This window comes from Streptomyces sp. NPDC023481 (assembly GCF_055560195.1).
The window spans coordinates 19,499-45,891 of record NZ_JBVHJE010000027.1 but is presented as its reverse complement, the minus strand read 5'-3'; the positions used below and the strand labels follow the sequence as shown (position 1 = coordinate 45,891).

The following is a 26,393-nucleotide window of genomic DNA, read 5'->3' as shown; positions in this document are numbered from 1 at the left end:
CTTACGCGGCGAGCTTCTGCTTGACCTGCGCCAGCGACGGGTTCGTCAGCGTGGAGCCGTCACCGAAGAGCACGGTCGGGACGGTCTGGTTTCCGCCGTTCGCCTTCTCCACGAAAGCGGCGGACTCCGGGTCCTGCTCGATGTTGATCTCGGTGTAGGCGATGCCCTCCCGGTCCATCTGGCTCTTCAGCCTCCGGCAGTACCCGCACCAAGTCGTGCTGTACATCGTCACAGTGCCCTGCATCTCTAACTCGCTCTCCTCAGGCGGCTCGGAAAAGGTCGTACTGGAGGAGAACGTAAGCGACCGGTCCACCATTCCCCGACCGGGGCGCCGGCCGTGACCGACGGTTCGTGACCGAGCCGTGCCCGGGTCCGTGATAAGTACGACTACGAGGCCCCGCCTGTGGACAACCGGCGCAGCCGTCCCGGGCGACCTGGCAGCATGGCTGTGTGACAGCAGCAACGCACTCCACCCTCTTCCCACAGGGCACCGGTGGCTCCCCGGACCCGGGGCCGCCGAGTGACGCCGACGCGGTGCTCCAGGGGCTCGACCCCGAGCAGCGCGAGGTGGCCACCGCCCTGCACGGCCCGGTGTGCGTCCTGGCCGGAGCCGGCACGGGCAAGACCCGGGCCATCACCCACCGCATCGCCTACGGAGTGCGCGCGGGCATCCTGCAGCCCTCCAGCGTGCTCGCCGTCACCTTCACCAACCGCGCCGCCGGAGAGATGCGCGGCCGGCTGCGCCAGCTCGGCGCCCAGGGCGTCCAGGCCCGCACCTTCCACTCCGCCGCCCTCCGCCAGCTCCAGTACTTCTGGCCGAAAGCGGTCGGTGGCTCCCTGCCCCGGATCGTCGACCGCAAGATCCAACTCGTCGCCGACGCGGCCGCGGCCCTGGGCACCCGGCTCGACCGCAACGAGCTGCGGGACGTGACCGCCGAGATCGAATGGTCCAAGGTCACCCAGACCGTCCCCGCCGACTACCCGTACGCGGCTGCGAAGGCCGGCCGCGAGGCCCCCCGCGACCCGGCCGAGATCGCCCACCTCTACGCCGCCTACGAAGACCTCAAGCGCGACCGCGCGGTCATCGACTTCGAGGACGTCCTGCTGCTCACCGTCGCCATCCTCCAGGACCGACACGACATCGCCGACCAGGTCCGGGCGCAGTACCAGCACTTCGTCGTGGACGAGTACCAGGACGTCAGCCCGCTCCAGCAGCGGCTGCTGGACCTGTGGCTCGGCGACCGTGACAGCCTGTGCGTCGTCGGAGACGCCAGCCAGACCATCTACTCCTTCACGGGAGCAACGCCCGACCATCTCCTCGACTTCCGCGTCCGCCACCCCGCAGCCACCGTCGTCAAGCTGGTCCGCGACTACCGCTCCACCCCCCAGGTCGTCCACCTCGCCAACGCCCTGCTCACCCAGGCCCGCGGCCGCGCCGCCGACCACCGGCTGGAACTCCTCTCCCAGCGTCCCGCCGGTCCCGAGCCCGTCTACACCGAATACACCGACGAACCCGCCGAGGCCGAAGGCGCCGCCCGCCGCATCCGCGAACTGATCGACGCGGGCGTCCCCGCCGCCGAGATCGCCGTCCTGTTCCGTACGAACTCCCAGTCCGAGACCTACGAGCAGGCACTCGCCGACGCCGGCGTCCCCTACCAGCTGCGCGGCGCCGAGCGCTTCTTCGACCGGCCCGAGATCCGCAAGGCCCACCTCGCCCTGCGCGGCGCGGCCCGCTTCGGCGGCAACGACTCCCTCCTCGACGACGTGGTCGACCTGCCCTCCCAGGTGCGGGCCGTCCTGTCCGGCGAAGGCTGGACCAGCACACCGCCGGCCGGCTCCGGGGCCGTCAGGGAACGCTGGGAATCCCTGGCCGCCCTCGTCCACCTCGCCCACGACATGGCCGCCGGCCGGTCCCGGGCCACCCTCGCCGACTTCGTGACGGAGCTGGACGAGCGGAGCAACGCCCAGCACGCCCCGACCGTCCAGGGCGTCACCCTCGCCTCCCTGCACGCCGCCAAGGGACTGGAGTGGGACGTCGTCTTCCTCGTCGGCATCGCCGAGGGCATGCTGCCCATCACCTACGCCCGGACCGACGAGCAGATCGAGGAGGAACGCCGCCTGCTCTACGTCGGCGTCACCCGCGCGCGCGAACGCCTCCACCTCTCCTGGGCCCTGTCCCGCTCACCCGGCGGACGCCCCAACCGCCGGCCCAGCCGGTTCCTCGACGGACTGCGCCCCGGCACCACGCCGACCGTCGGTCACGCGGGCGCCGGCGCGGGCGGCGTCGAACGCGGCATCCCCGCGAGCGCGGCCCCGGCCCCCCGGCGCATCCAGCGGACCCCGGCCCGCTGCCGGGTCTGCGGCCGCACGCTCACCGACGCGGGCGAGATGAAGCTGATGCGCTGCGCCGACTGCCCGTCGGACATGGACGAGGGACTCTACGAACGGCTCCGGGAATGGCGCGCGGTGCAGGCCGAGCGCAGCGGCCAGCCGGACTTCTGCGTCTTCACCGACAGGACCCTGATGGCCATCGCCGAGGCCTGCCCGGAGAGCTCCGCCGAGCTGGCCCGCATCCCGGGCGTCCTCAGCCGCAAGCTGCGCAGCTACGGGGCCGAAGTTCTGGCCATCTGCGCAGGCCAGGAGCCCGGCCGGGACGGGGAAGGCGACTGACGCCAACTCGTCGCAAAAATAGTTTGCGCATGCCCCGGCAATCCCCATAGGTTCTAGGCACGGAAACGGCGGCCTTCTCGAAGGCCGGTCTCCGTGTTGTACTTGCATATCCGAACGGACTGGCTCACCCCGGTCCCAGAGACGCCGAGAGGAGGCGAGTCCAGTGATCAGCATCAACATCAGCACCCCCGTCAGCGCGGCCAAACTGACCGATCGCTCGACCGTCTCCATGTGCATGCTCGGCGCCTTCGACCAGGGCACCGGTCTGTCCGGCAGCTCTGCCGTGCGTCCGGCGTCCGCCGTCGCCCTCGCGGGTCTTCCCATCCGTGAGCGCAACGAGCGACCGACCAAGGCACTGGAAGCGGTAGCGGCACAGGCACACGCCTATGCCTTTGCGGCGGCCGGTGCCGGATTCCGGAAGCAGACGACGCAGCACCACCAGATGTGGGCCTTCCGTGGGCCAGAACCCTGGAGTGATCCAGCCTGATCGCCGATCAGGCCGGCGCCTTCAGGGCCGCGGAACCCCACCCGGGATCCGCGGCCCTTCTGTTTTCCCCGAACGGGGACGACGGAGCGAAGGGGCCTCGGGACAGGTAAAGAACCCGGTACCACGCCGCCACCCGGTCAACCGGCCGGAACGACCAGACGAGGAAGACCAACCGTGCAACTCGAAGCGCACGCCCCGTCCGTACCGCCTTCGCAAACGATCCCCCCGCCCGGCCTCACGGAGGACCCCGCCTTGATCCCGCTCACCGCGCTCACCGCGCTCGACGACGCCATCGAGAACCTCGGCGTACCCGTCCCCTGCCGCTCCTACGACCCGGAGGTCTTCTTCGCCGAGTCGCCGGCGGACGTCGAGTACGCCAAGTCCCTCTGCCGCACCTGCCCGCTGATCGAGGCCTGCCTCGCCGGCGCGAAGGAGCGGCGCGAGCCCTGGGGCGTCTGGGGTGGCGAGCTCTTCGTCCAGGGTGTCGTCGTCGCCCGGAAGCGGCCGCGTGGCCGCCCGCGGAAGAACCCGGTCACAGCATGAACACCGCAGGAACGATCGATCGCCCCCTCACGCACGACCCCAAGAAGCAGGCCCCGATGAAGCCGTCCACCAGCGAGCCCGCCGGCTCCGCGACCTCAGACTTCACCACCACCGGCGCGACCGAAGCGCGTCAGAACAGGAACCGTGAGATGCAACTCATGCAAGAAGCCCTGGCTCGTGCGCATATGCACGAGCGACTCCATGACGCCGTGAGCGAGCGCCGGGCCGTGCGCCTGGCCGCCGCCCGGCGGATGCAGCGCCGTGCCGAGCGCGCCTCGCTGCGCGCCCGCCGGGCGCTCGCCATGGCGGTCATGCAGTAGAGAACACACCTGAGCAGCGGTGGCCTCCCTCACGAGGGAGGCGAAGCTCCCCGCGGGGGCCGGTCCGGCCGAACGGACCGGCCCCCGCGGCACGTTGCGCAGGATGCCCCTCGGCCCGGTCCTCATCGGCCATGCGGCCGTCAACCGCGTCGTCTCCGACCACGGCGCCTCGGATGACGATGCCTGGGACGACGCCGCCCTGGACCAGGTCGCCTCAGACCACGTCGTCCTCGGCCACGTCCTCCTCGCCGGTGTCTGTCACCCCGTCGTGCTCGGTCACCCCGTCGTGCTCGGTCACCCGGTCGTCCTCGGCCGTCTCGGCGTCATCGGTCACGAAGCCCGGCAGCCACTCCTCCAGTTCGTCGCGCAGCCGTACCGTGGCGCCCAGCTGGCACAGGACGCCGATGGTGCTGAGGGTCACGCGGTGTATCAGCAGATAGGCCGGCGGCAGGTTGAGCTGCTTGCCGAGCTGGTAGGCGGGGGAGCGGGGGTCGGCGATCCGGGCGGCCTGGCTGCGCATCCAGGAACGGGTGAAGGTGAACGCCTCCACCCGGGCCGGTTCGATGATCGGCAGCAGGTAGTCCAGGACCGCGTCCGGGTCCAGTGCGATGGTCTCCTTGACGAACCCCTCGGTGCGGAGCATCTCGTAGACCGTCTCGGCGTCGCCGTCCAGTGTCATCCGCAGGGAGGCGCCGATCGGGACGGGCAGGCCGCCGGGGAGCCGGTCGACCGTGCCGAAGTCCAGGACGCCGAGGCGCCAGTCGTCCGCGCCGGCCGGGCCGCCCGGGAGCAGGCGGAAGTTGCCCGGGTGCGGATCCGCGTGCAGGAGGCCGGTGCGGGCCGGCCCCGAGAAGAGGAAGCGGGCCAGGAGCTGGCCGGCCCGGTCGCGCTGCTCCTGGGTGCCGTCCGCGATGATCTCGGACAGCGGGACGCCGTCGATCCACTCGGTCACCAGGACCTGCTCGCGCTGGTGCACCACGGCCGGGACGACCACGTCCGGGTCGTCGGCGAACTCCTCCGCGTGCGCGGCCTGGGCCTGGGCCTCCAGGCCGTAGTCCAGTTCCTCGGAGACGCGGTCCCGCAGCTCCGCGATCAGCGGCTTGATGTCCATGCCCGGGATCAGCGGGCCCAGCAGCCGGGCGAACCGGCTCAGTTGCCCGAGGTCGGACAGGAGCGCCTCGCCGGCTCCCGGATACTGCACCTTGACGGCCACCTCGCGGCCGTCGTGCCACACCGCCCGGTGCACCTGGCCGATCGAGGCCGCGGCGGCCGGCTTGTCCTCGAACTCCTCGAACAGGTCGCGCCAGTCCGCGCCCAGCCGCTGTTCGAGGACGGTGTGCACCGTGCGGGTCGGCATCGGCGGGGCGGCGTCCTGCAGCCTGGTCAGGGCCGCGCGGTAGGGGCCGGCGATCTCCTCCGGCAGCGCCGACTCGAAGACGGACAGTGCCTGTCCGAACTTCATCGCGCCGCCCTTCAGCTCGCCGAGCACCTTGAAGAGCTGCTCCGCCGTGCGCTGTTGCAGCTCGCGGCCGACGATCTCCGCGGACTCGCCCACGATCCGCTTGCCCAGCCCCCAGGTCGCCCGGCCGGCGAAGCCGAGCGGGAGCGCGGCGAGCTTGGCGGTACGGGTGACCGCCTTGCGGGGAAGATCAGACATGCGCCCTCCAGGTCCCAGTCGGCCGTGCCGCGCCCGCTTCGCGTCGCCGCTCCGTCGACGGCCGTTGCACCGCCATTGTCGCGCGTGGCCGCCCGGTGCCTGCGGAGTGCTCCCGATTACCTCGCTGCGCTGCCCCGCAGTCGCACTCCGGATGCGGCCGGACCGGCCGGGCGCGCCACTCCAGACCGGGCAGGGACACCTCCCAGCGGGTGCCGGCGCCGGACGGCGTCTCCCCGTCGAGGAAGGCCAGCGCATGGGCCGCCGCGAGTCCGGCCACCGCCGTGGCCAGGGTCAGATCGCAGGCGCCGACCCGGCGGGCCCTGCCCGAGCGCCACTGGGCGACCAGCCGGGGCCAGGCCGGATCCTGGTCCGTGCGGTCCCGGTGCAGACAGCCGGCGCAGGCCGACTCGCCGGGCAGCACGAGCGGGCCGACGACGCCCGTGCCCTCCACGACACCGGCGTACAGATGGGGGGTGCCGGCGGTCATGAGCGGCTCGGCGGTGAAGGGGTCCGGGGCGTGCACGGCGACATCGTCCCGTGGCGCGAAGACCACCAGGGAGAGGCCGGGGTCCTCGGCGCCGGATCCGGGGGTATGGGCGTGCCGGGGCGGGCGGTCCGGTGCCGCGCGGCGGACGGCGGCCCGCGCGGCCGTGTCCCGGCGCTCGCCGAGCGACCCGGCGGGCAGGCCGCCCGGCGCCACGTCCCACGGCTCGACGCGGCCCACGTCGCGTACGTCGACCTCACCGACGCCGGCGCCGGACAGGACGGATGCCAGCAGGGCGCCGACGCGGCCCGCTCCACGGACCCGCACCCGCAGGGCGCGCCGGGCCGCGAGCCGGGCCGGTGCGCCGCCGGGCTCGGATGTGAGGAGGGACAGCGAGGCCAGGTCGGGGCGCAGCCGCTGAAGGACGTCGGTCTTCTCGCGCAGCGCGTCCGCGGCCGGGCCGCCGCCGCGGGCGTCGTCGACGAGGCCCGCGCGGGCCAGCCGTTCGACCAGGGCGTCGACCTGGCGGGGCGGTACGTCCGCGCGGCGGCCCTCCTCGCGGAGCAGCGGCAGTCCGCGGGTCCCGTCGAGCAGGTCGAGGAAGCTGCCGGTCGCCGTGTCCATCGGGCCGAGCGTGAGGGCGTGCGCCGGGGTCATCCCGAACTGCACGGTGTTGAGATCGCGCCAGCCGCGCCGCAGCGCGGGCTTCACCACCGGATGCATGACTGCCCCCCCGTATCCGTATCCCCATGTGCCTGTGTGCCTGTGTGCCTGTGTCTTCTGACCCCGTCCTGATCAGGCGGCCGTGGCCCGTCGACGTCTGCCAGCATGCCCGGCCCCTGCGCCGGGCGTCGGAAGTTATCCACAGGCGGGGGATGATTGTCGTACCGGTCAGCCGGGGTGAAGTGGTGCAAACCGGATGTGCTGATCGGTCGTACGAATCAAACACATGGTGGGCGATCGGTAGCCAACCGTCCTGGAGCCGGGACTTTGCCCGCGCCCACCGGGTAACGTCGGGGCGTGCCCGCCGACCCACTGCAGAGCGCCGGTAAACCACAGCGCAGCACGACGAGCCAGCCGCCCGGCCGCTCGGGGGCGAGCGCGATCGAGGTCCGCAGAAGCGCCCGGCGCCGCCGGACGGTCTCCGCGTACCGCGAGGGCGATCGCACCGTCGTACTGATCCCCGCCCGGATGTCGAAGGCGGAGGAGCAGCGCTGGGTGAGCGTCATGCTCGACAAACTCGCCGCCCAGGAGAGCAGGCGGTCGCTGGGCGACGCCGATCTGGTCGAGCGCGCCCAGCGGCTGTCCGCCCAGTACTTCGACGGCCGGGCCCGGCCCGCCTCCGTGCGCTGGGTCACCAACCAGAACACCCGCTGGGGTTCGTGCACCCCGGCCGAGGGCAGCATCCGGCTCTCGCACCGCCTGCAGGGGATGCCGGAGTACGTCGTCGACTACGTGCTCTGCCACGAGCTGGCGCATCTGCTGGTGCCCGGTCACGGCCCCGACTTCTGGCGGCTGCTGGAGGCCTATCCGCGCACCGAGCGGGCCCGTGGCTACCTCGAGGGCGTGGTCGCCGCCGCGCGGCTGCCGCACGTGCCGGGCGCGCGGGACGACCACGACTCCTGAGCGACCCGGGCGAGCGACAGCGCCTGGTCGGCATCCCGCCTCCCCCGGTATGTGCGCCCGTTCCCCCGGTGTGTCCGGCCGGCTGCCGTTGTGTACCGGGTCTGTACCGACGACGACCCGTCGGGGCCGTTGTCGGTCTTTGCCGTTAGCCTGGCGCGACGCACTCGCATTCGGGATGGGGGACGGTCGTAACGCATGGCCAGGGAATTCCAACGCGGCCACAAGGCCAGGATCAGTGACCTCACGGCGGGCACGGATCTGTACGTAGGCGTGCAGATCTCCGCCCCCGGGCTGACCTTCGACATCAGCTGCTTCGGTCTGGACGCCGAGGAGCGCCTCTCGGACGACCGGTACTTCGTCTTCTTCAACCAGCCGAAGTCCCCGGAGGAGTCCATTCAGCTGCTGGGCGCCCAGGCGGGTGACACGGAGTCGTTCCGGGTCACGCTCGACCGGATCCCCTCGCACATCCGCAAGCTGTCCTTCACGGCGACCCTCGACGGCGCCGGGCAGATGTCCCGGATCGCTCCCGGCTACCTGCGCATCGTGGCGGGCGGCGAGGAGGTCGCGCGGTACTCCTTCAGCGGCGCGGAGTTCTCCACTGAGCGGGCCGTGATGCTCGGGGACATCTACTTCAAGGACGGGTGGCGGTTCGCCGCCGTCGGGCAGGGCTTCGACGGCGGTCTGGAGGCGCTGCTGAAGAACTTCGGCGGCGAGGTGCTGGAGGAGGAGGCCCCCGCCGCCCCCGAGCAGCCGCAGCAGCAGGCACAGCCGCAGCCCGGCGCGGCCCCCGGCTTCGCCCCGCCCGCCCAGACCACACCCCCGCCCGCGTTCGGCGCCCCGGCCGCCCCCACACCCGCCCCGGCCCCCGCCCCCCAGGGCTTCACCCCGCCCCCCGGCCACACGCCCCCGCCGCCGGCCCCCGCGCCGAACGTGCACGCCGCGCCGACGCTCGTCGCCCCCCTGACCCCGCCCGCCGGCGGCACCGTCCCGCCGCCGGCCGCCCCGGCCCCCGCGCCCTACGGCCAGCCGCCCCAGCAGCCGTCGTACGGCGGCGGCCCCGGCGCGCCGCTGCCGCCGGGCTACGGACAGGCCCCCGGCGGACAGCCCGCCCCGCCCATGCCCCCGGGCTACGGGCAGCAGGTCCCCGGCCGGCAGCCCGCCGCGTACGGCGTGCCGCAGGGCGCGCCCCAGGGCGGTGCCGGTGTGACGGCCGCGCTGCAGGCGTTCAAGGAGACGCCGACCGGGCAGCGCTGGACCCAGCAGAACAAGAAGCTGATCCGCGTCGACCTCGGAATCGGCGGCCAGCCCGTGCTGGCCAAGCAGGGCAGCATGGTGCTCTACCAGGGCAAGGTCGACTTCGGTTACAAGGGCGCCGGGTTCGCCGGGCGCATCGTCGGCAACGCCACCGGCCAGGAGATGCAGCTGATGCGCTGCACCGGCCAGGGCCAGGTGTTCCTCGCCGAGCGCTCCACGCATCTGCACCCGGTCGAGCTGCAGGGCGACGCGATCTGCGTGTCCGCCGAGAACGTCCTCGCCTTCGACGAGAGCCTCCAGTACGAGGTGCGCCGGATCGAGGGCCACGGCATCCCGGGCGGCGCGCTGTTCACCATGCAGTTCCAGGGCACCGGCACGATCGTCGTCAAGACCCACGGCACGCCCGTGGTGCTGCCGGTCACGCCGACCACCTTCGCCGACTGCAACGCCGTCGTCGCCTGGTCGGCCGCCTCGCAGGTGATCGTCTCCAGCCAGGTCCGGATGCGCCGCAACGCCTACCCCGGGGACACCGGCGAGAGCGTCAACCTCCAGTTCCGGGGCGCCCCCGGCAACTTCATCGTCGTCCAGCCCTACGAGGTCTGAGGGAGCCCGTCATGAACCAGCCGCTCGCGGGCTTCGCGCCCGCACCCGTCACCGCCCGCATGGAGAACCACGGCAACCACATGCTGAAGGTCGCCCTGCAGACAGGGAACGACCTCCTCGCGCGCGTGGGGTCGATGGTCGCCTACGAGGGCTTCGTCCAGTACGAGCCCAACCCGCCCGCCGTCCGCCAGATCGCCCGCGACTGGGTCACCGGCGAGGGCGCTCCGCTGATGAAGTGCACCGGCGACGGCCTGCTCTACCTCGCCGACTACGGCGCCGACGTCGTCGTGATCAACCTCGACGGCGACGGCATCTCCGTCAACGCCACCAACCTGCTCGCCTTCGACGCACACCTGACCTGGGGCGTGGAGCGCGTGAAGGGGCTCGCGAAGTTCGCCGGCCAGGGCCTGTGGAACACGAGGATCTCCGGGCAGGGCTGGGTCGCGCTGACCTCCCGGGGCAAGCCGATCGTCGTGGACTGCGGCGGCGGCGAGGACGAGACGTACGTCGACCCGGACGCGCTCGTCGCCTGGTCGCCCAACCTGAAGGTGAAGGGCAAGCGCAGCTTCAAGGCCCAGTCGCTGATCGGCCGGGGCAGCGGCGAGGCCTACCAGATGGCGTTCTCCGGCCAGGGCATCGTCGTCGTCCAGCCCAGCGAGGACAGCACCGACCGCCTCCGGTTCCGGGGCTGAGGGGGAGCCAGAACACCATGCAGAGCCCGCTTTTCGCGCACAACGACCTCCAGACCCAGGAACGCTGGAGCCTGCAGAACGCGCAGATGCTCCGGATCACCCTGGAGGGCCACGACGACCTCCTCGCCCGCAAGGGCACCATGGTCGCCTACCAGGGCCTGGTCGAGTTCGACGCCGAGTACCGCAGCAACAACCAGGCACGCGCGCGTGCGTACACCGGCGAGGGCCTGGACCTGATGCGCTGCCACGGCCAGGGCACCGTCTACCTCGCCAACCTGGCCCAGCACGTGCACATCATGGACGTCGAGCAGGACGGGCTGACCGTCGACAGCTCCTACGTCCTCGCCATGGACTCCTCGCTGCACCACGAGGTCATCGCCGTCGACAGCCTCTACGGCATCTCCGGCTCCGGGAAGTACCAGCTGAACATCACCGGGCGCGGCAAGGTGGCCCTGATGACCTCCGGGGCGCCGCTGCTGATGCAGGTCACGCCCGACCGGTACGTCAACTGCGACGCCGACGCGATCGTGGCCTGGTCCACCGGGCTGCGCGTGCAGATGCAGGCCCAGACGCACTCGTCCGGGGTGTGGCGGCGGCGCGGCAGCACCGGTGAGGGCTGGGAGCTGAGCTTCATGGGCACCGGTTTCGCGTTGGTGCAGCCCAGCGAGCTGCTGCCGCCGCAGAACGCCGTGATCGGGCAGGGCCTGGCCGCCCAGTTCGGCATGGGCCAGCAGGGCGCGCGCGGCCAGAACCAGGGCAACGTCTGGAGCTGACGACGAGGTGAGGGGTGAGGGGCGACCGCCTGGCCGGTCGCCCCTCACCCCCCTGTCGCCTACCCGTTCACAGTCGGGCGCGCGTCGCTTCCAGCAGTCGTACGACCGACTCGTCGGCTACGTCCCCCACCTCGTCGTAGCCGAACCAGCGCAGGTCGAGCGACTCGTCGCTGATGGCCGCCACGGACCCGCGCGGGGCGAGCGCGGCGTACTGCACGTCCAGGTGCCACGCGCAGGGCGTGTGGTGCCGGTCCAGGCGGACCGGGGCGGCCTGCAGCAGGCGCAGCGAGGAGATGCCGGACTCCTCCGTGGCCTCGCGGAGCGCGGCCTCGGCCAGCGTGCCGTCGCTCTTCTCGCAGTGCCCGCCCATCTGAAGCCACATGCGCAGCTTCTTGTGGAGCGTGAGCAGGACCCGCTCACGCTCCGGGTCGATCACCAGGGCGCTCGCCGTGAGGTGCCCGTCCGCGCAGCTCTTCCACATCCCGCCGGGATGCGCGTCCAGATGGTCCAGGTAGACCTGACGAAGGTCTTGCTGGTCCGGGTACTCCTCCAGCACCCGGACCGCGTCGCCGTGCAGAGTCACTCGGAGTCGTCGTCCTTCTCCGGCTTGTCGGCGGAGCCGCTCGCCGCCTCGCCGAGCATCTTGTCCAGCTCGGAGAAGTCCGGCTGCTCGCGGTGGACGAAGCCGTCCGGGTCGTCCAGGTCGGTCGCGGTGGGCAGCATGTCCGGGTGGTGCCACAGGGCGTCCCGGCCGTCGACCCCGCGCGCGTCCGTCAGCGACGCCCACAGGCGGGAGGCGTCCCGCAGCCGGCGCGGGCGCAGCTCCAGGCCGATCAGCGTGGCGAACGTCTGCTCCGCCGGGCCGCCGGTGGCGCGGCGGCGGCGCAGCGTCTCGCGCAGGGCGTCGGCGGACCCCAGACGCGGCTTCGCGGCGGCGTGGACCACCGCGTCCACCCAGCCCTCCACGAGCGCCAGGGCGGTCTCCAGCCGGGCCAGGGCGGCCTTCTGCTCGGGCGTGTCCTCCGGCTGGAACATGCCCTGCTGGAGCGCGTCCTGAAGCTGCTCGGGGTTCTGCGGGTCGAACTGGCCGACCACGTCCTCCAGCTTGGCCGTGTCGACCTTGATCCCGCGCGCGTAGCCGTCGACCGCGCCGAACAGGTGCGAGCGCAGCCACGGGACGTGCGCGAACAGGCGCTGGTGGGCGGCCTCGCGCAGCGCCAGGTAGAGCCGCACCTCCTCCTGCGGCACGCCCAGGTCCCGGCCGAACGCCTCCACGTTGGCCGGCAGCAGCGCCGCCTTGCCGGCCGGGCCCAGCGGCAGGCCGATGTCGGTCGAGCCGACGACCTCGCCCGCGAGCACGCCCACGGCCTGCCCGATCTGCGTGCCGAACATGGCGCCGCCCATGGAGCGCATCATGCCGATCAGCGGGCCCGCCATGGCCTGCATCTCCTCCGGCAGGACGTCGCCCATGGCCGCGCCCACCCGCTCGGCGACCGGGTCGACCAGCTCCTGCCAGGCGGGCAGGGTCGCCTCGACCCACTCCGCGCGCGACCAGGCCACCGCCGCGCCGGAGCCCGACGGCAGGGACGTCGCGTCGTCCAGCCACAGGTCGGCCAGGCGGACGGCGTCCTCGACCGCCTTGCGCTCGGCCGGGCCGACGCTGGCGTCCTTCGAGCCGTCCTGGGCGCCCTGGGCGACCGTCTGGCGGGCGATCTGCTTGGCCATGTCCCAGTTCACCGGCCCGCCCTCGTACGACAGCATCTGGCCGAGCTGCTGGAACGCGGCGCCCAGGTCGGTGGGGTTCAGCGAACCGAACATGGCTGCGAGCGGGTTGTCGGCGCCGGGGCCGCCAAAGCCGCCGGCTCCGGGCAGGCCGCCGAAACCGAACGGATTGGCCGGTCCCTGCCCACCACCGCTCTGCTGGTCCTTCTTCTTGCCCTCGTCGCCGTCTTCCGGCTCCTCCGGCGGAAGGCCGAAACCGAATGGGGTGTCACTCACGGGATTCCTCGGCTGGTAAGGCCACCGGTTGCGATCCGGCGGCGCGGCTGCCCGACAACACCACCCAGCGTAGACACCCGGACCCGATCGGGCCTCGGTGCTTCGCCTGAGGAAGGCCTGCGGCAGGATGGATGCACCTGGTACGTACGCGTCACTCGCGCCCGTACTGAAGACAACCGCTGGAGACGCCCGGTGAGTTCCCCAGATCCGCAGGTTCGCGCAGCGCGAAACCCCTCAACCCCTCCCGCCGTGCGCGGGCCCGTCGTCGCGGTGACCGGCGCCGCCACCGGGGTCGGCGCCCTGCTCACCGAGCGGCTCGCCGCCTCCGGGGAGGTCAGGCAGGTCCTCGCCATCGACGAGCGGCGCGGCGAGTGCGCCGACGCCTGCTGGCACATCCTCGACGTGCGCGACCCCGCCATCGCGGACAAGCTGCGCGGCGCCGACGTCGTCGTCCACCTCGCGCTCGACCTCGACCTGGAGACCGATCCGGCGGCACGTACGGCTTACAACGTCCGGGGGACCCAGACCGTCCTGACCGCCGCGGCGGCGGCCGGGGTGCACCGCGTGGTGCTGTGCACCTCCGCGATGGTCTACGGCGCGCTGCCGGACAACGAGCTGCCCCTGTCGGAGGACGCCGAGCTGCGCGCCACCGCCGAGGCGACCGGGGTCGGCGACCTGCTGGAGATCGAACGGCTGGCTCGCCGGGCGCCGCGCGCGCACCCGGGGCTCAACGTCACCGTGGTCCGGCCCGCCGTCCTCGTCGGGGGCACCGACACCGCGCTGACCAGGTACTTCGAGTCGCCGCGGCTGCTGGTCGTGGCCGGGTCGCGGCCCGCGTGGCAGTTCTGCCACGTCGAGGACCTGTGCGGGGCCCTGGAGTACGCCGTCCTGGAGAAGGTCGAGGGGGAGCTGGCCGTCGGCTGCGACGGGTGGCTGGAGCAGGAGGAGGTCGAGGAGCTGAGCGGCATCCGGCGGATGGAGCTGCCCTCGGCGGTCGCGCTCGGCGCGGCGGCCCGGCTGCACCGCATCGGCCTCACCCCCTCCCCGGCCGGCGACCTCGCTTACACGATGTACCCCTGGGTGGTCAGCGGGAGCCGGCTGCACGACGCCGGGTGGCGGCCGAAGTGGACCAACGAGGAGGTCCTCGCCGAACTGCTGGAGGAGGTGTCCGGGCGGCACACGGTGGCGGGCCGCCGGCTGGGGCGCAAGGACGCGACGGCGGCCGGCGCGGCCGGCGCGACGGTCGCCCTGCTGGGCGCGGCGGCGGTCGTACGCCGAGCCCGCAAGGCCCGCAGACGCTGACGGACCGGCCACCGGGGGCATGCCCGCGAGGCGGCGCCGGGGTCCTCTGGTGGTTCCGCAGGGCCCGTGCAGGCGCCCGTCCCCGCCGGCACCGCAGGCGTGCGGAAGGCCCGGCGGGGCCTTGGCGGTGCCGGCACGGTTGCCGGGCGGGGCAGGGGGCGAAGGCCGTGCCCGCGGTGCCGCGCCGGGGATCCCCTGGTGGATGCCGCAGGGCCCGTCCACGCGCCCGCTGCCCGCCGGCACCGCGGGCATGCGGAAGGCCCGGCGGGCCCGGCCGCGACGGGCGCCGTCGCCCGGGATGCCGGCCTCATGGGGGCGGCCTCGGCACCGCTGAAGGCCGGGACGGCCCCCGTCGTCTCGTAGGACACTCCAAACCGCCCCGCGCGCGTGCCTGGTGAATCTCGCATTTCCCGGTGTCCGGGGCGTGCGGCACGATGGACGCATGCCACACACGAACCACCACCCCGGTGAGCGGGCGGCCCTGGATCCCATCAAGCTGATCGCCGTCCGCGAGACGCCGCTCTCCGTCGACGAGGTGTTCCGGGCCGTCGGGGACGACGCGGCCGGCGGGATCGCGCTTTTCGTGGGCACCGTGCGCAACCACGACGGGGGCGCCGACGTGGACGGGCTCGGGTACTCGTGCCATCCCAGCGCCGAGGCCGAGATGCGGCGGATCGCCGAGAAGGTCGTCGCCGACCACCCCGTGCGGGCGCTGGCCGCCGTCCACCGGGTGGGTGACCTGCGGGTGGGGGACATCGCCGTCGTCGTCGCCGTGGCCTGCCCGCACCGCGCGGAGGCCTTCGACGCCTGCCGCAGGCTGATCGACGACATCAAGCACGAGGTGCCCGTCTGGAAGCACCAGAAGTTCTCCGACGGAACCGAGGAGTGGGTCGGCGCCTGCTGAGGGCGGCCCGCGACGCGTCACACCCGGCACACGAACCCCTCCGGTTGCGTAACCGGCACCCTGGCGTGAGCGTTGTCGGTGCGGATGGTTAATCTGCTGATCAGTCAGTTGCGGACGCTCATGGCCCAGGGAGGTCGGCATGGGGGTGCTTGTCTGGCTGCTGATCCCGCTGGTGGCCGCGGTCGGCGGCGGGCTGTGGGGCACGTGGGCGAACCGGACCCGCAGGGCCCGCAGCGACGGCCCCGAGCTGGACGGGTACGCCCGGTTCCGCGAAGCCATGGAGAAGTCCCACACGGGCGCGCGCGGCGCGTGACGGGGGTGCCCTGACGGTGCGCTGACAGAGGCGTCCCGTACTGTCGTGACATGCCACGCCGCACCGCGACGATGCTCGCCTCGACCCTGATGCTGATCGCGCTCCTGTGCGCGGGAGTGCTCATCCCCGTGCCGTACGCGGAGATGTCTCCCGGCCCCACCGTGAACACGCTCGGCGAGCACGGCGGCGAGCCGGTGCTGCAGATCTCCGGCCACAAGACCTATCCGACGGACGGCCATCTGAACATGACCACCGTCCGGGTCACCAGCGCCGACTACCGGATGAACCTCGTCGAGGCCGTCTACGGCTGGCTCGCGCACGACAGCAAGATCGTCCCGCACGACACGCTCTACCCGGGCGGCAAGACGGAGCAGCAGTCCACCCAGGAGAACGCCGAGGAGTTCAGCCAGTCCCAGGAGAGCGCCAAGGTCGCCGCCCTGAAGGAGCTGGGCGTCCCGGTGCGGTCCTGGGTGATCGTCTCCACGGTCGTCAAGGGCTCCCCGGCCGAGGGCAGGCTGCACGCCGGTGACGTCATCAAGGCCGTCGACGGCGCCGCCGTCAAGCAGCCTGCCGACGTCGCCAAGCTGGTGACCAGGCGCAAGCCCGGGCAGAAGGTCGTCTTCACCGTCGTCCCGGCCAAGGAGCAGGCCGCCGCCGAGAAGGCCGACAGGACGGCGACCAGGACGCAGGACGTCACGATCACCACCGCGACCTCCGACGACACCGGCGCCAAGCGGGCCATCGTCGGCATCTCCGCCGGGACCGACCACACCTTCCCGTTCAATATCGACATCAAGCTCGCCGACGTCGGCGGGCCCAGCGCGGGCCTGATGTTCGCCCTGGGGATCTACGACAAGCTCACCCCGGGCGACCTCACCGGCGGCGCGTTCGTCGCCGGCACCGGCACCATCGACGACGACGGCACGGTCGGCCCGATCGGCGGCGTCGAGATGAAGACCGTCGGCGCGCGCGACAAGGGCGCCCGGTACTTCCTGACCCCCGCCGACAACTGCGCCGCGGCCGCCGCGGACACCCCGAGCGGGCTCACCCTGGTCAAGGTCAAGACCATCGGTGACGCGCTCGCCGCGCTGAAGGACATCCGCAGCGGCGACACCACCGCCCTGCCCCGGTGCACCACCAAGGGCTGAGCGGGCCCCGACACGGCGGGGGGCGCTCCCTGGTCACCAGGGGCGCCCCCGTCGTCGTATGCGCCTGTGCGTGTGTGCGTGTGTGTGGGACGGATCAGTCCGCGAAGGTCGCCGCCAGGGCCTCCGCCAGGCCCGGTACCAGCTCGGGGCCGGTCAGGACCTCGGTCGGGGAGTCCTTCTCGCGCAGCCGCAGCGCCGACTCGCGGCTGCCGTCGCGCAGCACGGCCACCGTCATCCGGACCTCCTGGCGCTCGGGGTGCTCGGCCACCCACCGCGCCAGCCCGGCCTCGTCCAGACCGGACGGGACCTGGGCCTCGGCGGACGGCGGCAGCATCAGCCGCTCCACGGTGAGCGCGCAGCCGGCCACCGCGTCGGGCCAGGCGATGGTGCCGAGGAACTCGTCGAGCGGCTTGCCGGACGGGATCTCGTCCTGCTCGATCGGGGTGAGACCGACGGTCTCGGACTCGTCCTGAAGGCCCAGCTGGGCCGCGAGCGACGGTTCCTGGGCCCGCAGCCGTGCGGTGTCTACGAGGGCGAAGAGGCGAGCGGGCCGGTCCCAGCCGAGGCCGGAGACGTACTCGTCGATCTCGAGTACGGCCCGGGTGAGCGGGTTCGCTGCCATGGGAGTGTTGGACATGGTCACAATCCTGCCTCGTTCAGGGCCGGAATCGGGAACCGAGTAAACCGTGAGTAAGTTGCATAGGGTGTGGCCCGCGATCACGGGGGGCCACGGCGGGCCCGCGAACCCGAGGGCCTGACGGATCGACAGCGAACTTCGAGGTGCGCACCTTGGCTTTCCAGATGCCGGACCGCGGCGGAGGCCCGACGGGGCCACGGATCAGAGCGGGCCGCCCGTCCCGGAGGGTGAGGACCCTGCTCGTGACACTGGGCGTCCTCGCCGTCCTCGGCATGGCGTTCACCATGTTCGCGGGCTTCTGGACGGACTGGTTGTGGTACCGGTCGGTGCACTACTCGTCGGTGTTCACCACCACCCTGTCGACCAAGATCGGGCTGTTCTTCGTCTTCGGCCTGCTGATGGCCGTCGCGGTCGGCGTCAACGTCTGGCTCGCGCACCGGCTGCGGCCCCCGCTCAGCGCCATGTCCATGGAGCAGCAGAGCCTCGACCGCTACCGCATGGCGATCGCGCCGTACAAGAAGTGGCTGCTGCTCGCCGTCACCGCCCTGGTCGGGCTGATCGCGGGCGCCTCCGCGTCGAGCCAGTGGCGTACGTGGCTGATGTGGGTGAACGGCGTGCCCTTCCACGAGAAGGACCCGCAGTTCCACCTGGACGTCTCCTTCTACGCCTTCGACCTGCCCTGGTACCGCTTCCTGCTGGGCTTCGGCTTCGCGGCCGCCATCCTGTGCCTGATCGCCGCCGCGCTCACCCACTACCTGTACGGCGGGCTGCGCGTCACCAGCCCGGGCGCGCGCGCCACCGCCGCGGCGACCGGACACCTCTCGGTGCTGCTCGGCGTCTTCGTCGCCCTCAAGGCGGTCGCCTACTGGCTCGACCGGTACGGCCTCGCGGTCAAGTCCAGCGACTTCAAGGCGACCGACAACTGGACCGGCCTGCGCTACGTCGACGCCAACGCCTATCTGCCGGCCAAGACGATCCTGTTCTGCATCGCCGTCATCTGCGCGCTGCTGTTCTTCGCCACCCTGTGGCGGCGCACCTGGCAGCTGCCCGTCATCGGCTTCGGCCTGATGGTCCTGTCGGCGATCCTGATCGGCGGCCTCTACCCGGCCATCGTGCAGAAGTTCCAGGTCCAGCCGAACGAGCAGGCCAAGGAGTCGCCGTACGTCCAGAAGAACCTGAAGGCGACCCGCGAGGCGTACGGCATCGACGACGCCAAGGTCACCGAGTACGCGGGCAAGTCCACGACCTCGGACAACACGAAGCTGCGCAGCGACGCGAACGACGCGGCGAGCATCCGCATCATGGACCCGAACATCGTCTCGCCGACGTTCCAGCAGCTCCAGCAGATGAAGAACTACTACGGCTTCCCGACCAACCTGGACGTCGACCGGTACGCCACCAAGGACGGCAAGGACCAGGACACGGTCATCGGCCTGCGCGAGCTGAACCTGGACGGCATCCCGAAGAACAACTGGATCAACGACCACTTCCGCTACACGCACGGCTACGGCGCGGTCGCCGCCAAGGGCACCGAGGCCGACTCCCAGGGCCAGCCGGTCTTCACCGAGTACGACCTGCCGTCCCGCGGCGACCTCGGCACGTACGAACAGCGCATCTACTACGGCGAGAAGACCACCACCTACTCCATCGTCGGCGGTCCCCAGAAGGAGATCGACTACTCCGACGACAACGGGGAGAAGGCCACCAGCTACCGGGGCAGGAGCGGGGTCAACCTCGACAACCCGGTCAACCGGGCCGCGTACGCGGTGGCGTTCAACGAGCCGCAGATCCTCTACTCCGGCGCGATCGGCAAGGGCTCGCGGATCCTGTACAACCGCACCCCCAAGGAGCGCGTGGAGGCGGTCGCCCCCTGGCTAACCATCGACGGCGACGCCTACCCGGCGGTCGTCGACCACCGCATCCAGTGGATCGTCGACGCCTACACGACGTCGAACGGCTACCCGTACTCCTCGCGTACGACCCTCGGTGACACGACGGCCGACTCGCTGACCGCGACGAACAACTCGCGCGCGGTGGTGGCCCAGCAGAACCAGGTCAACTACATCCGCAACTCGGTGAAGGCGACCGTCGACGCGTACACCGGCGAGGTCAGGCTGTACCAGTGGGACACCAAGGACCCGGTGCTGAAGACCTGGATGAAGGCCTTCCCGGACACGGTGCAGCCGCGCAGCGCGATCTCCGGCGACCTGATGGCCCATCTGCGCTATCCGCAGGACCTGTTCAAGGTGCAGCGCGAACTGCTCACCCGCTACCACGTGACGGACGCGCAGACGTTCCTCACCGGCAGCGAGGTGTGGCAGGTGCCGGACGACCCGACCAACAGGTCGGGCAACGCGGTGCCGCCGTACTACCTGAGCATGAAGATGCCCGACCAGAGCAAGCAGGCGTTCTCGCTGTCGACGACGTTCACGCCCAACGGCCGGGACAACCTGAGCGCGTTCATGACGGTCGACGCCGAGGCCGGCACCGGTGACTACGGCAAGATCAGAATCCTGAAGCTGCCGACCAGCACGACGGTCGACGGCCCCAAACAGGTGCAGAGCCAGTTCAACTCCGAACAGGAGATCGCCGCCGCGATCAAACTCCTCAAGGGCGGCGACTCCGACATCGAGTACGGCAACCTGCTGACCGTGCCGCTGGACGGCGGACTGCTGTACGTGGAGCCCGTCTACGTACGCGGTGGTGGACTGAAGTACCCGTTGCTGCGCAAGGTGTTGGTCACCTACGAGGGCAAGCCCGCGTTCGAGAACACGCTCGGCGAGGCGCTCGACAAGGTCTTCGGCGCCAAGGGGCCGGCCACCACTCCACCGGAGACCGGCACCACCAACCCGCCCGCCACCGGCAACCCGACGGTCAGGCAGGCCCTGCAGGACGCTCAGAAGGCGTTCGACGCCGGGCAGCAGGCGCTGAAGGACGGGCCGGACTGGGACGCGTACGCCAAGGCGCAGAAGGATCTCCAGAACGCGTTGAAACGGGCCGAGGAGGCGCAGGCCAAGGCCGGCCGGAACAAGAGTTGATCAAAGCGCCTCCGCGCCGTGGTACGGTTGACCTGCAACGGCGCGGGGTGGAGCAGCTCGGTAGCTCGCTGGGCTCATAACCCAGAGGTCGCAGGTTCAAATCCTGTCCCCGCTACTGAAGTCGAAGGCCCGGATCCAACACGGATCCGGGCCTTCGTGGTGTGCGAACTCATGTACTAGAGGGCGGATCGGCCGCGCCATCGTGGGTAGTTGGGTGGGGTGTGTGTTTGACTTGTCTCTCTGTGGGCATGTCGACAAAACGCTGAAGTGACCTCACGGGCTGCGGTATACCGGGTGTACCCAGGTTGCAGGTGGTGCGACGATGGACGTTATGGGGGACAAGGCAACTCTGTTCGAGACAGGGCGATTTGTGCAGCCTTCCGGTACGGAGCCGGCCCGTGACGAGATGGTGGACATGGGGGAGGCCGCCGAGGAGGAGATGCGCCTCGCGCTCGCCGCGCAGAGCGGCGACGCCGAGGCGGCCAGCGTCCTCGGGGCCATGCTGCTGCGCCGCGGCGACCTCGACGGAGCCGAACCCCACCTGCGCGCGGCCACCGCGGCAGGTGACCGGGCCGCCGCCAACAACCTGGGCGTGCTGCTGCACCAGCGCGGCTACCCCGAGGAGGCGGCCGGCTGGTGGCGGATCGCCGCCGTGGCCGGCTCCGCCGCCGCCGCGCACGCGCTGGGCCGCCACCACCGCGAGCGCGGGGACGAGCCGGCCGCCGAGTACTGGCTGCGCCAGTCCGCCGAGCAGGGCCATGTCCTCGGCGCCTACGCGCTCGCCGACCTGCTGGAGCACCGCGGGGACGTCGGCGCCGAGCACTGGATGCGGGCCGCCGCCGAGCGCGGGCACCGCGAGGCCGCCTACCGGCTGGCGCGCGCCCTGGACCGCACGGCCGGGCCGGGGGAGGAGGCCGCCGCTGACAACGCTGTCGCCGAGGCCGAGCAGTGGTACCGGCAGGCCGCCGCGCGCGGCCACCGGCGGGCCGCGCTGCACCTCGGGGCGATCCTGGAGAAGCGCGGCGAGCTGAAGGAGGCCGGGCGCTGGTACCTGACCTCCGCCAAGGACGGCGAGCCGCGGGCCGCCTGCGCGCTGGGCTTCCTGCTGCGCGACGCCGGCGACAGCGAGAGCGCGGCCGTGTGGTGGCTGCGCGCCGCCCAGGAGGGCGACGGCAACGCGGCCAACGCGCTGGGCGCGCTGCACGCCGAGCGCGGCGAGACCCAGACCGCCGAACGCTGGTACCGGGCCGCGCTGGACGCCGGCGACGACAACGGCGCCTACAACCTCGGGCTGCTCTGCGCCGAGCAGGGGCGGACCGCCCAGGCCGAGCAGTGGTACCGGCGGGCCGCCTACGCCGGGCACCGCGAGGCCGCCAACGCGCTGGCCATCCTGCTGCTCCAGGGCGGTGACACGACGGGTGCCGAGCCGTGGTTCTCCAAGGCCGCCGAGGCCGGCAGCGTGGACGCCGCCTTCAACCTCGGCATCCTCTACGCCGGGCGCGGCGCCGAGGAGGCGGCGCTGTGCTGGTACGAGCGGGCGGCCGCCGCCGGGCACGCCGAGGCGGCGCTGCAGGTCGGCATCGCCCGGCTGCGCGAGGGCGACGAGCCCGAGGCCGAACGGCACCTGCGCTGCGCGGCGGGCGGCGGCAGCGCGGAGGGCGCGTACCGGCTGGCCGCCCTGCTCGACGCGCGCCGGCCCCCGGAGCCCGCGCACGAGCTGGGCGAGACCGTGCAGGAGAAGACCGAGTGCGAGGAGTGGTACGAGCGCGCCGCCTCGCAGGGACACCGGCGGGCGCAGGTCCGGGTCGGCATGCTCGCGGCGGCCCGGGGCGACGTGGTGGAGGCGGCGCGGTGGTACCGGGCGGCGGCCGAGGCCGGCTCCCGCAACGGCGCCTTCAACCTGGGGCTGCTGCTCGCCCGGGAGGGCAGCGAGCCGGAGGCCGCGGTGTGGTGGACCCGGGCCGCGGACGCCGGGCACGGCCGGGCGGCGCTGCGGCTGGCCCTGGTCTACGCGCGTCGCGGCGAGCTGGCCGAGGGGCAGAGATGGGCCGACCGCGCGGTGGCGCTGGGGCCGCCGGAGGTGGCCGAGCGGGCCGGGCGGCTGCGGGACGCGCTGCGCGAGGAGCTGTCGGCGTGAGCGGCCGGGGAAGCGATTTGCATCCCGGCGTCGGAGTCACGTAGTGTCGTGTTCACCGACGCGGGGTGGAGCAGCTCGGTAGCTCGCTGGGCTCATAACCCAGAGGTCGCAGGTTCAAATCCTGTCCCCGCTACTGAAGGCCGAGGGCCGGAATCCAGAGATGGGTTCCGGCCCTCGGTTTTTTCGTGCGCGCGAGAAGAGCCCCGGCGGTTGCCAGGGCTCCAGGGGGCGAGCGGGAGGGGCTACGCGCCCGCGCAGTCCGGGCACAGCCCCCGGTACGTCACCTCGACGTCCGACACCGTGAAGCCGAAGCGCTCGGTGTCGGGGAGGTCGGCGAGGGGGTTGCCGAGGGGGTGCACGTCACGGATCGCGCCGCACCGGGCGCAGACCAGGTGGTGGTGCGGGCGGTGGGCGTTCGGGTCGTACCGCTTGGCCCTCTTGTCCGTGGTGACTTCCAGCACCTCGCCGAGCGAGACCAGCTCGCCCAGGGTGTTGTACACGGTCGCCCGGGAGATCTCGGGCAGCTTCACCACGGCCCGCGCATGGACCTCGTCCGCCGTCAGATGCACGTGCTCGCCGTTCAGGACCTCGGCCACCACGCGCCGCTGCGCGGTCATCCGCCATCCGCGTCCACGCAGCCGTTCCAGAAGGTCGCTCATGGCTACCAGCCTAACAGGAACAGTCACCAGAACGGGAACAGGTGTGACTTTGGATCGTCGCTTGACTTAGACAAAGTCCATTATAGGATCGAGAACGACTTTGGTTACAGGACAGGACTAGTCAGTGATGACGCAGGAGGCGCACGTGACGCAGGGACCGCTCACCACGGAGGCCGGGGCTCCGGTCGCCGACAACCAGAACAGCGAGACGGCGGGCGTCGGCGGGCCGGTCCTGGTCCAGGACCAGCTGCTGCTGGAGAAGCTGGCCCACTTCAACCGGGAGCGGATCCCGGAGCGCGTGGTGCACGCCCGCGGCGCCGGCGCGTACGGCACCTTCACGGTGACCGGCGACGTCACCCCGTACACGCGCGCCGCCTTCCTCTCCGAGACCGGCAAGCAGACCGAGGTCTTCCTGCGCTTCTCGACCGTGGCCGGCAACCTCGGCGCGGCGGACGCCGTCCGCGACCCGCGGGGCTTCGCGCTGAAGTTCTACACCGAGGAGGGCAACTACGACCTCGTCGGCAACAACACGCCGGTCTTCTTCATCCGGGACGCGATCAAGTTCCCGGACTTCATCCACACCCAGAAGCGCGACCCGTACACCGGCTCCACGGAGGCCGACAACGTGTGGGACTTCTGGTCCCTGTCGCCGGAGTCGACCCACCAGGTGACCTGGCTGTTCGGCGACCGCGGCATCCCGGCGTCGTACCGCCACATGGACGGCTTCGGTTCGCACACCTACCAGTGGAACAACGGCAACGGCGAGGCCTTCTGGGTCAAGTACCACTTCAAGACCGACCAGGGGATCAGGAACCTCACCGCCGAGGAGGCCGACGTCCTCGCGGGCCGGGACCCCGACTCCCACCAGCGCGACCTGCGCGAGGCGATCGAGCGCGGCGAGTTCCCGAGCTGGACCGTGGGCGTGCAGATCATGCCGGCGGCGGACGCGGCGACGTACCGCTTCAACCCGTTCGACCTGACCAAGGTGTGGCCGCACGCGGACTACCCGGTCATCGAGATCGGCAGGCTGGAGCTGAACCGCAACCCGCGGAACATCTTCGCCGAGGTCGAGCAGTCGGTCTTCTCCCCGGCGCACTTCGTGCCCGGCATCGGCCCGTCCCCGGACAAGATGCTCCAGGGCCGGCTCTTCGCGTACGGCGACGCGCACCGCTACCGCGTCGGCGTCAACGCCGACCACCTGCCGGTGAACCGCCCGCACGCCACCGAGGCCCGCACCAACTCCCGGGACGGCCTCCTCTACGACGGCCGGCACGGCGGCGCCAAGAACTACGAGCCGAACAGCTTCGGCGGCCCGCGGCAGACCGGCCGCGCGCTGTGGCAGCCGTACGACGGGTTCGCCGGCGGCACCGGAACGCACCCGACCCCCGAGCACGCCGAGGACGACGACTTCGTGCAGGCCGGCAACCTCTACCGGCTGATGACGCAGGAGGAGAAGGAGCGGCTCGTCGCCAACCTGGCGCGGGCACTCTCCCAGGTGTCCCGCGAGGACATCGTCGAGCGCGCGATCGGCAACTTCCGCAACGCCGACGCCGACTTCGGCAAGCGGCTGGAGGCGGCGGTGCCGGCGCTGCGCGGCTGAGCCGGCCGCCTTCGCGGCTGGGCGGGCCGGACCCCACGGTGCTCGGGGTCCGGCCCGCTTCACGCGTTCAGGGCACGGGGTCCGGCTCGCGGGCAGGGGCCCAGCTGCGGATGATGTCGCGGACGGAGACGATGCCCGCCACGTCGCCGCGGTCGAGGACGACCAGGTGCCGGAAGCCGCCGTGCGTCATGGCGCGGGCCGCCTCCTCCAGGGTCCAGGTCGGGGCGGCGAAGACGACGTCGGTGGTGGTGTGGGCGTGGGTGCGTTCCGTGTCCGGGTTCTGGCCCAGGCCGACGGAGTTGAGGATGTCGCGTTCGGTGAGGATGCCGATGCCGCCGGCGTCCGGGTCGAGGACCACGGCCGCGCCGACGCGACGGGCGGACATCAGGGTTGCTGCCTGGCGGAGGGTGTGGGCGGGGCCGACGGTGAGGATCACCGAACTCATGGCATCGCGGACCAGCATGGATGGACCACCTCCTCGAACCCGTACGGGATGCACGGATTCACAAGTTCACATGTGGGGGTGGACCCAGGGTGACAGGTGGGGGGACGGTCACCAAGAGGGAGCGCGACGCGAGTTGAGGGCGTGCGCAAGCGCCTCCTGTGCCTCACTGGCGCTGGTTGAGATACCCCAGCAACTCGTCGTGCAGCAGGCCGTTGGACGCGGCCGCGTTGCCGCTGTGCGGACCCGGGCGGCCGTCGAGGCCGGTGAAGGTGCCGCCCGCCTCCGTCACGACGATCGCGGTCGCGGCCATGTCCCACAGGGACAGCTCGGGCTCCGCGCACAGGTCGACCGACCCCTCGGCGACCATCATGTACGGCCAGAAGTCGCCGTACGCGCGCGTGCGCCACACCTGGCGGGTGAGGTCAAGGAAGCCCTCCAGGCGGCCCTGCTCCTCCCAGCCGGACAGCGAGGAGTACGCGAACGAGGCGTCCGCGAGCTTGCCGACGCGGGAGGCGTGGATGCGGGTCGCGGCGGTGAGGTTGCGGCCGGTGAACGCGCCGTAGCCCTTCGCGGCCCACCAGCGGCGGCCGAGGGCGGGGGCGGAGACGAGACCGACGACGGGCTGGTAGCCCTCCTCGCCCGCCTCCATCAGGGAGATCAGCGTCGCCCAGACGGGCACACCGCGGACGTAGTTCTTGGTGCCGTCGATCGGGTCGATCACCCACCGGCGGGGGCCGGTGCCCTCGACGCCGTACTCCTCGCCGAGGACGGCGTCCCTCGGGCGGGCGCGCTGGAGCTGGCCGCGGATCAGTTCCTCCGCCGCCTTGTCCGCTTCGCTCACCGGGGTCATGTCCGGCTTCGTCTCCACCTTCAGGTCGAGGGCCTTGAAGCGGGCCATGGTGGTGGCGTCGGCCGCGTCCGCGAGGACGTGCGCGAGACGGAGGTCGTCCAGGTAGTCGGGCATGCAACGAACGGTAACCGCCACGACCGCCACGAAGCCACAGGGGCCGCCCCGGCGTGGTGCGCGGCGAGCGCCTGCGGGGTTCGGCGGGGGCTCTTGACAGTGCGTGAAAGGGCGTCAAATCTGGGCCGAAGGGTGCTGT

Annotated in this window: 24 protein-coding genes and 2 tRNA genes; 17 read left to right on the top strand and 9 right to left on the bottom strand. The window is 72.0% G+C overall.

Features of this window, described 5'->3' with window-relative positions; translation table 11 throughout:
• Position 1 precedes the first annotated feature (1 nt).
• On the bottom strand, positions 2–244 hold the full coding sequence (locus ACZ3ZD_RS35390; protein ID WP_467406993.1) for a mycoredoxin: 243 nt from the start codon (positions 242–244) through the stop codon (positions 2–4).
• Positions 245–450: 206 nt separating this feature from the next.
• On the opposite strand from ACZ3ZD_RS35390, the gene ACZ3ZD_RS35385 reads away from it, so the two are divergent.
• The 4 genes from ACZ3ZD_RS35385 (at position 451) to ACZ3ZD_RS35370 (ending at position 4,020) form a co-directional block, all read left to right on the top strand.
• Positions 451–2,670, top strand: a complete 2,220-nt coding sequence (locus ACZ3ZD_RS35385) for an ATP-dependent DNA helicase UvrD2 (protein ID WP_467406990.1) — start codon at positions 451–453, stop codon at positions 2,668–2,670.
• 163 nt (positions 2,671–2,833) lie between these two features.
• Positions 2,834–3,157, top strand: coding sequence for a hypothetical protein (locus ACZ3ZD_RS35380; protein ID WP_467406988.1), 324 nt, complete (start codon positions 2,834–2,836; stop codon positions 3,155–3,157).
• A gap of 174 nt (positions 3,158–3,331) precedes the next feature.
• Positions 3,332–3,700, top strand: a complete 369-nt coding sequence (locus ACZ3ZD_RS35375) for a WhiB family transcriptional regulator (protein WP_070026864.1) — start codon at positions 3,332–3,334, stop codon at positions 3,698–3,700.
• Positions 3,697–4,020: a hypothetical protein gene (locus tag ACZ3ZD_RS35370; RefSeq protein WP_467406985.1), complete on the top strand. Its 324-nt coding sequence runs from the start codon at positions 3,697–3,699 to the stop codon at positions 4,018–4,020. Before ACZ3ZD_RS35375 ends, ACZ3ZD_RS35370 begins: the two co-directional genes overlap by 4 nt.
• A 214-nt stretch (positions 4,021–4,234) precedes the next feature.
• Here ACZ3ZD_RS35370 and ACZ3ZD_RS35365 read toward each other — a convergent pair whose 3' ends face one another.
• Together ACZ3ZD_RS35365 and ACZ3ZD_RS35360 are read right to left on the bottom strand one after the other, a co-directional pair.
• Positions 4,235–5,677, bottom strand: coding sequence for an ABC1 kinase family protein (locus ACZ3ZD_RS35365; protein WP_467406983.1), 1,443 nt, complete (start codon positions 5,675–5,677; stop codon positions 4,235–4,237).
• Positions 5,670–6,884, bottom strand: a complete 1,215-nt coding sequence (locus tag ACZ3ZD_RS35360; protein ID WP_467406980.1) for a TOMM precursor leader peptide-binding protein — start codon at positions 6,882–6,884, stop codon at positions 5,670–5,672. Before ACZ3ZD_RS35360 ends, ACZ3ZD_RS35365 begins: the two co-directional genes overlap by 8 nt.
• Before the next feature lie 297 nt (positions 6,885–7,181).
• On the opposite strand from ACZ3ZD_RS35360, the gene ACZ3ZD_RS35355 reads away from it, so the two are divergent.
• The 4 genes from ACZ3ZD_RS35355 (at position 7,182) to ACZ3ZD_RS35340 (ending at position 11,109) form a co-directional block, all read left to right on the top strand.
• On the top strand, positions 7,182–7,787 hold the full coding sequence (locus ACZ3ZD_RS35355) for a M48 metallopeptidase family protein (protein WP_467406977.1): 606 nt from the start codon (positions 7,182–7,184) through the stop codon (positions 7,785–7,787).
• A 195-nt stretch (positions 7,788–7,982) separates the two neighbouring features.
• Positions 7,983–9,644: a TerD family protein gene (locus ACZ3ZD_RS35350; protein ID WP_467406974.1), complete on the top strand. Its 1,662-nt coding sequence runs from the start codon at positions 7,983–7,985 to the stop codon at positions 9,642–9,644.
• 11 nt (positions 9,645–9,655) lie between these two features.
• Positions 9,656–10,336, top strand: a complete 681-nt coding sequence (locus ACZ3ZD_RS35345; RefSeq protein ID WP_467406971.1) for an AIM24 family protein — start codon at positions 9,656–9,658, stop codon at positions 10,334–10,336.
• 17 nt (positions 10,337–10,353) lie between these two features.
• Positions 10,354–11,109, top strand: a complete 756-nt coding sequence (locus tag ACZ3ZD_RS35340) for an AIM24 family protein (RefSeq protein ID WP_467406968.1) — start codon at positions 10,354–10,356, stop codon at positions 11,107–11,109.
• Between the two features lie 67 nt (positions 11,110–11,176).
• Here the strand turns inward: ACZ3ZD_RS35340 and ACZ3ZD_RS35335 are convergent, their stop codons facing one another.
• Positions 11,177–11,692, bottom strand: a complete 516-nt coding sequence (locus tag ACZ3ZD_RS35335) for an NUDIX hydrolase (protein ID WP_467406964.1) — start codon at positions 11,690–11,692, stop codon at positions 11,177–11,179.
• Entirely contained in the window at positions 11,689–13,107 is a 1,419-nt protein-coding gene (locus ACZ3ZD_RS35330; protein WP_467406960.1) for a zinc-dependent metalloprotease, read from the bottom strand. The genes ACZ3ZD_RS35335 and ACZ3ZD_RS35330 overlap by 4 nt, the downstream gene beginning before the upstream one ends.
• Before the next feature lie 192 nt (positions 13,108–13,299).
• Here ACZ3ZD_RS35330 and ACZ3ZD_RS35325 point away from each other — a divergent pair, with 192 nt between their 5' ends.
• From ACZ3ZD_RS35325 to ACZ3ZD_RS35310, 4 genes are all read left to right on the top strand, one after another.
• Positions 13,300–14,409 carry an SDR family oxidoreductase gene (locus ACZ3ZD_RS35325; protein WP_467406957.1) on the top strand — a complete coding sequence of 370 codons (1,110 nt, stop codon included), beginning with the start codon at positions 13,300–13,302 and terminating at the stop codon, positions 14,407–14,409.
• Positions 14,410–14,851: 442 nt separating this feature from the next.
• Positions 14,852–15,313, top strand: coding sequence for a molybdenum cofactor biosynthesis protein MoaE (locus tag ACZ3ZD_RS35320; protein ID WP_467406954.1), 462 nt, complete (start codon positions 14,852–14,854; stop codon positions 15,311–15,313).
• 139 nt (positions 15,314–15,452) lie between these two features.
• The gene (locus ACZ3ZD_RS35315) at positions 15,453–15,626 is read left to right on the top strand and encodes a hypothetical protein (protein WP_467406950.1); all 174 of its coding nucleotides are present in this window, start codon (positions 15,453–15,455) and stop codon (positions 15,624–15,626) included.
• A 50-nt stretch (positions 15,627–15,676) separates the two neighbouring features.
• Positions 15,677–16,774: a YlbL family protein gene (locus ACZ3ZD_RS35310; RefSeq protein WP_467406947.1), complete on the top strand. Its 1,098-nt coding sequence runs from the start codon at positions 15,677–15,679 to the stop codon at positions 16,772–16,774.
• A gap of 94 nt (positions 16,775–16,868) precedes the next feature.
• On the opposite strand, the gene ACZ3ZD_RS35305 is transcribed toward ACZ3ZD_RS35310, so the two are convergent.
• Entirely contained in the window at positions 16,869–17,411 is a 543-nt protein-coding gene (locus tag ACZ3ZD_RS35305) for a PPA1309 family protein (RefSeq protein WP_467406946.1), read from the bottom strand.
• 164 nt (positions 17,412–17,575) lie between these two features.
• Here ACZ3ZD_RS35305 and ACZ3ZD_RS35300 point away from each other — a divergent pair, with 164 nt between their 5' ends.
• The 4 genes from ACZ3ZD_RS35300 to ACZ3ZD_RS35285 all read left to right on the top strand — a co-directional run bounded on the left by ACZ3ZD_RS35300 (position 17,576) and on the right by ACZ3ZD_RS35285 (position 22,719).
• The gene (locus tag ACZ3ZD_RS35300; protein ID WP_467407037.1) at positions 17,576–20,449 is read left to right on the top strand and encodes a UPF0182 family membrane protein; all 2,874 of its coding nucleotides are present in this window, start codon (positions 17,576–17,578) and stop codon (positions 20,447–20,449) included.
• A 41-nt stretch (positions 20,450–20,490) separates the two neighbouring features.
• A tRNA-Met gene (locus ACZ3ZD_RS35295) sits at positions 20,491–20,564 on the top strand.
• A 207-nt stretch (positions 20,565–20,771) separates the two neighbouring features.
• A complete protein-coding gene (locus tag ACZ3ZD_RS35290) occupies positions 20,772–22,586 on the top strand; it encodes a tetratricopeptide repeat protein (protein WP_467406944.1) in 1,815 nt (604 codons plus the stop codon).
• Positions 22,587–22,645: 59 nt separating this feature from the next.
• Positions 22,646–22,719, top strand: a tRNA-Met gene (locus ACZ3ZD_RS35285).
• Between the two features lie 109 nt (positions 22,720–22,828).
• Here the strand turns inward: ACZ3ZD_RS35285 and ACZ3ZD_RS35280 are convergent.
• A complete protein-coding gene (locus ACZ3ZD_RS35280) occupies positions 22,829–23,245 on the bottom strand; it encodes a Fur family transcriptional regulator (protein ID WP_467406941.1) in 417 nt (138 codons plus the stop codon).
• A gap of 145 nt (positions 23,246–23,390) precedes the next feature.
• Here ACZ3ZD_RS35280 and ACZ3ZD_RS35275 point away from each other — a divergent pair, with 145 nt between their 5' ends.
• Positions 23,391–24,845, top strand: coding sequence for a catalase (locus ACZ3ZD_RS35275; protein WP_467406939.1), 1,455 nt, complete (start codon positions 23,391–23,393; stop codon positions 24,843–24,845).
• Between the two features lie 67 nt (positions 24,846–24,912).
• Here the strand turns inward: ACZ3ZD_RS35275 and ACZ3ZD_RS35270 are convergent, their stop codons facing one another.
• On the bottom strand, positions 24,913–25,308 hold the full coding sequence (locus tag ACZ3ZD_RS35270; protein WP_467406935.1) for a CBS domain-containing protein: 396 nt from the start codon (positions 25,306–25,308) through the stop codon (positions 24,913–24,915).
• A 145-nt stretch (positions 25,309–25,453) separates the two neighbouring features.
• Entirely contained in the window at positions 25,454–26,254 is an 801-nt protein-coding gene (gene hisN, locus ACZ3ZD_RS35265) for a histidinol-phosphatase (protein ID WP_467406931.1), read from the bottom strand.
• Positions 26,255–26,393: the final 139 nt, after the last annotated feature.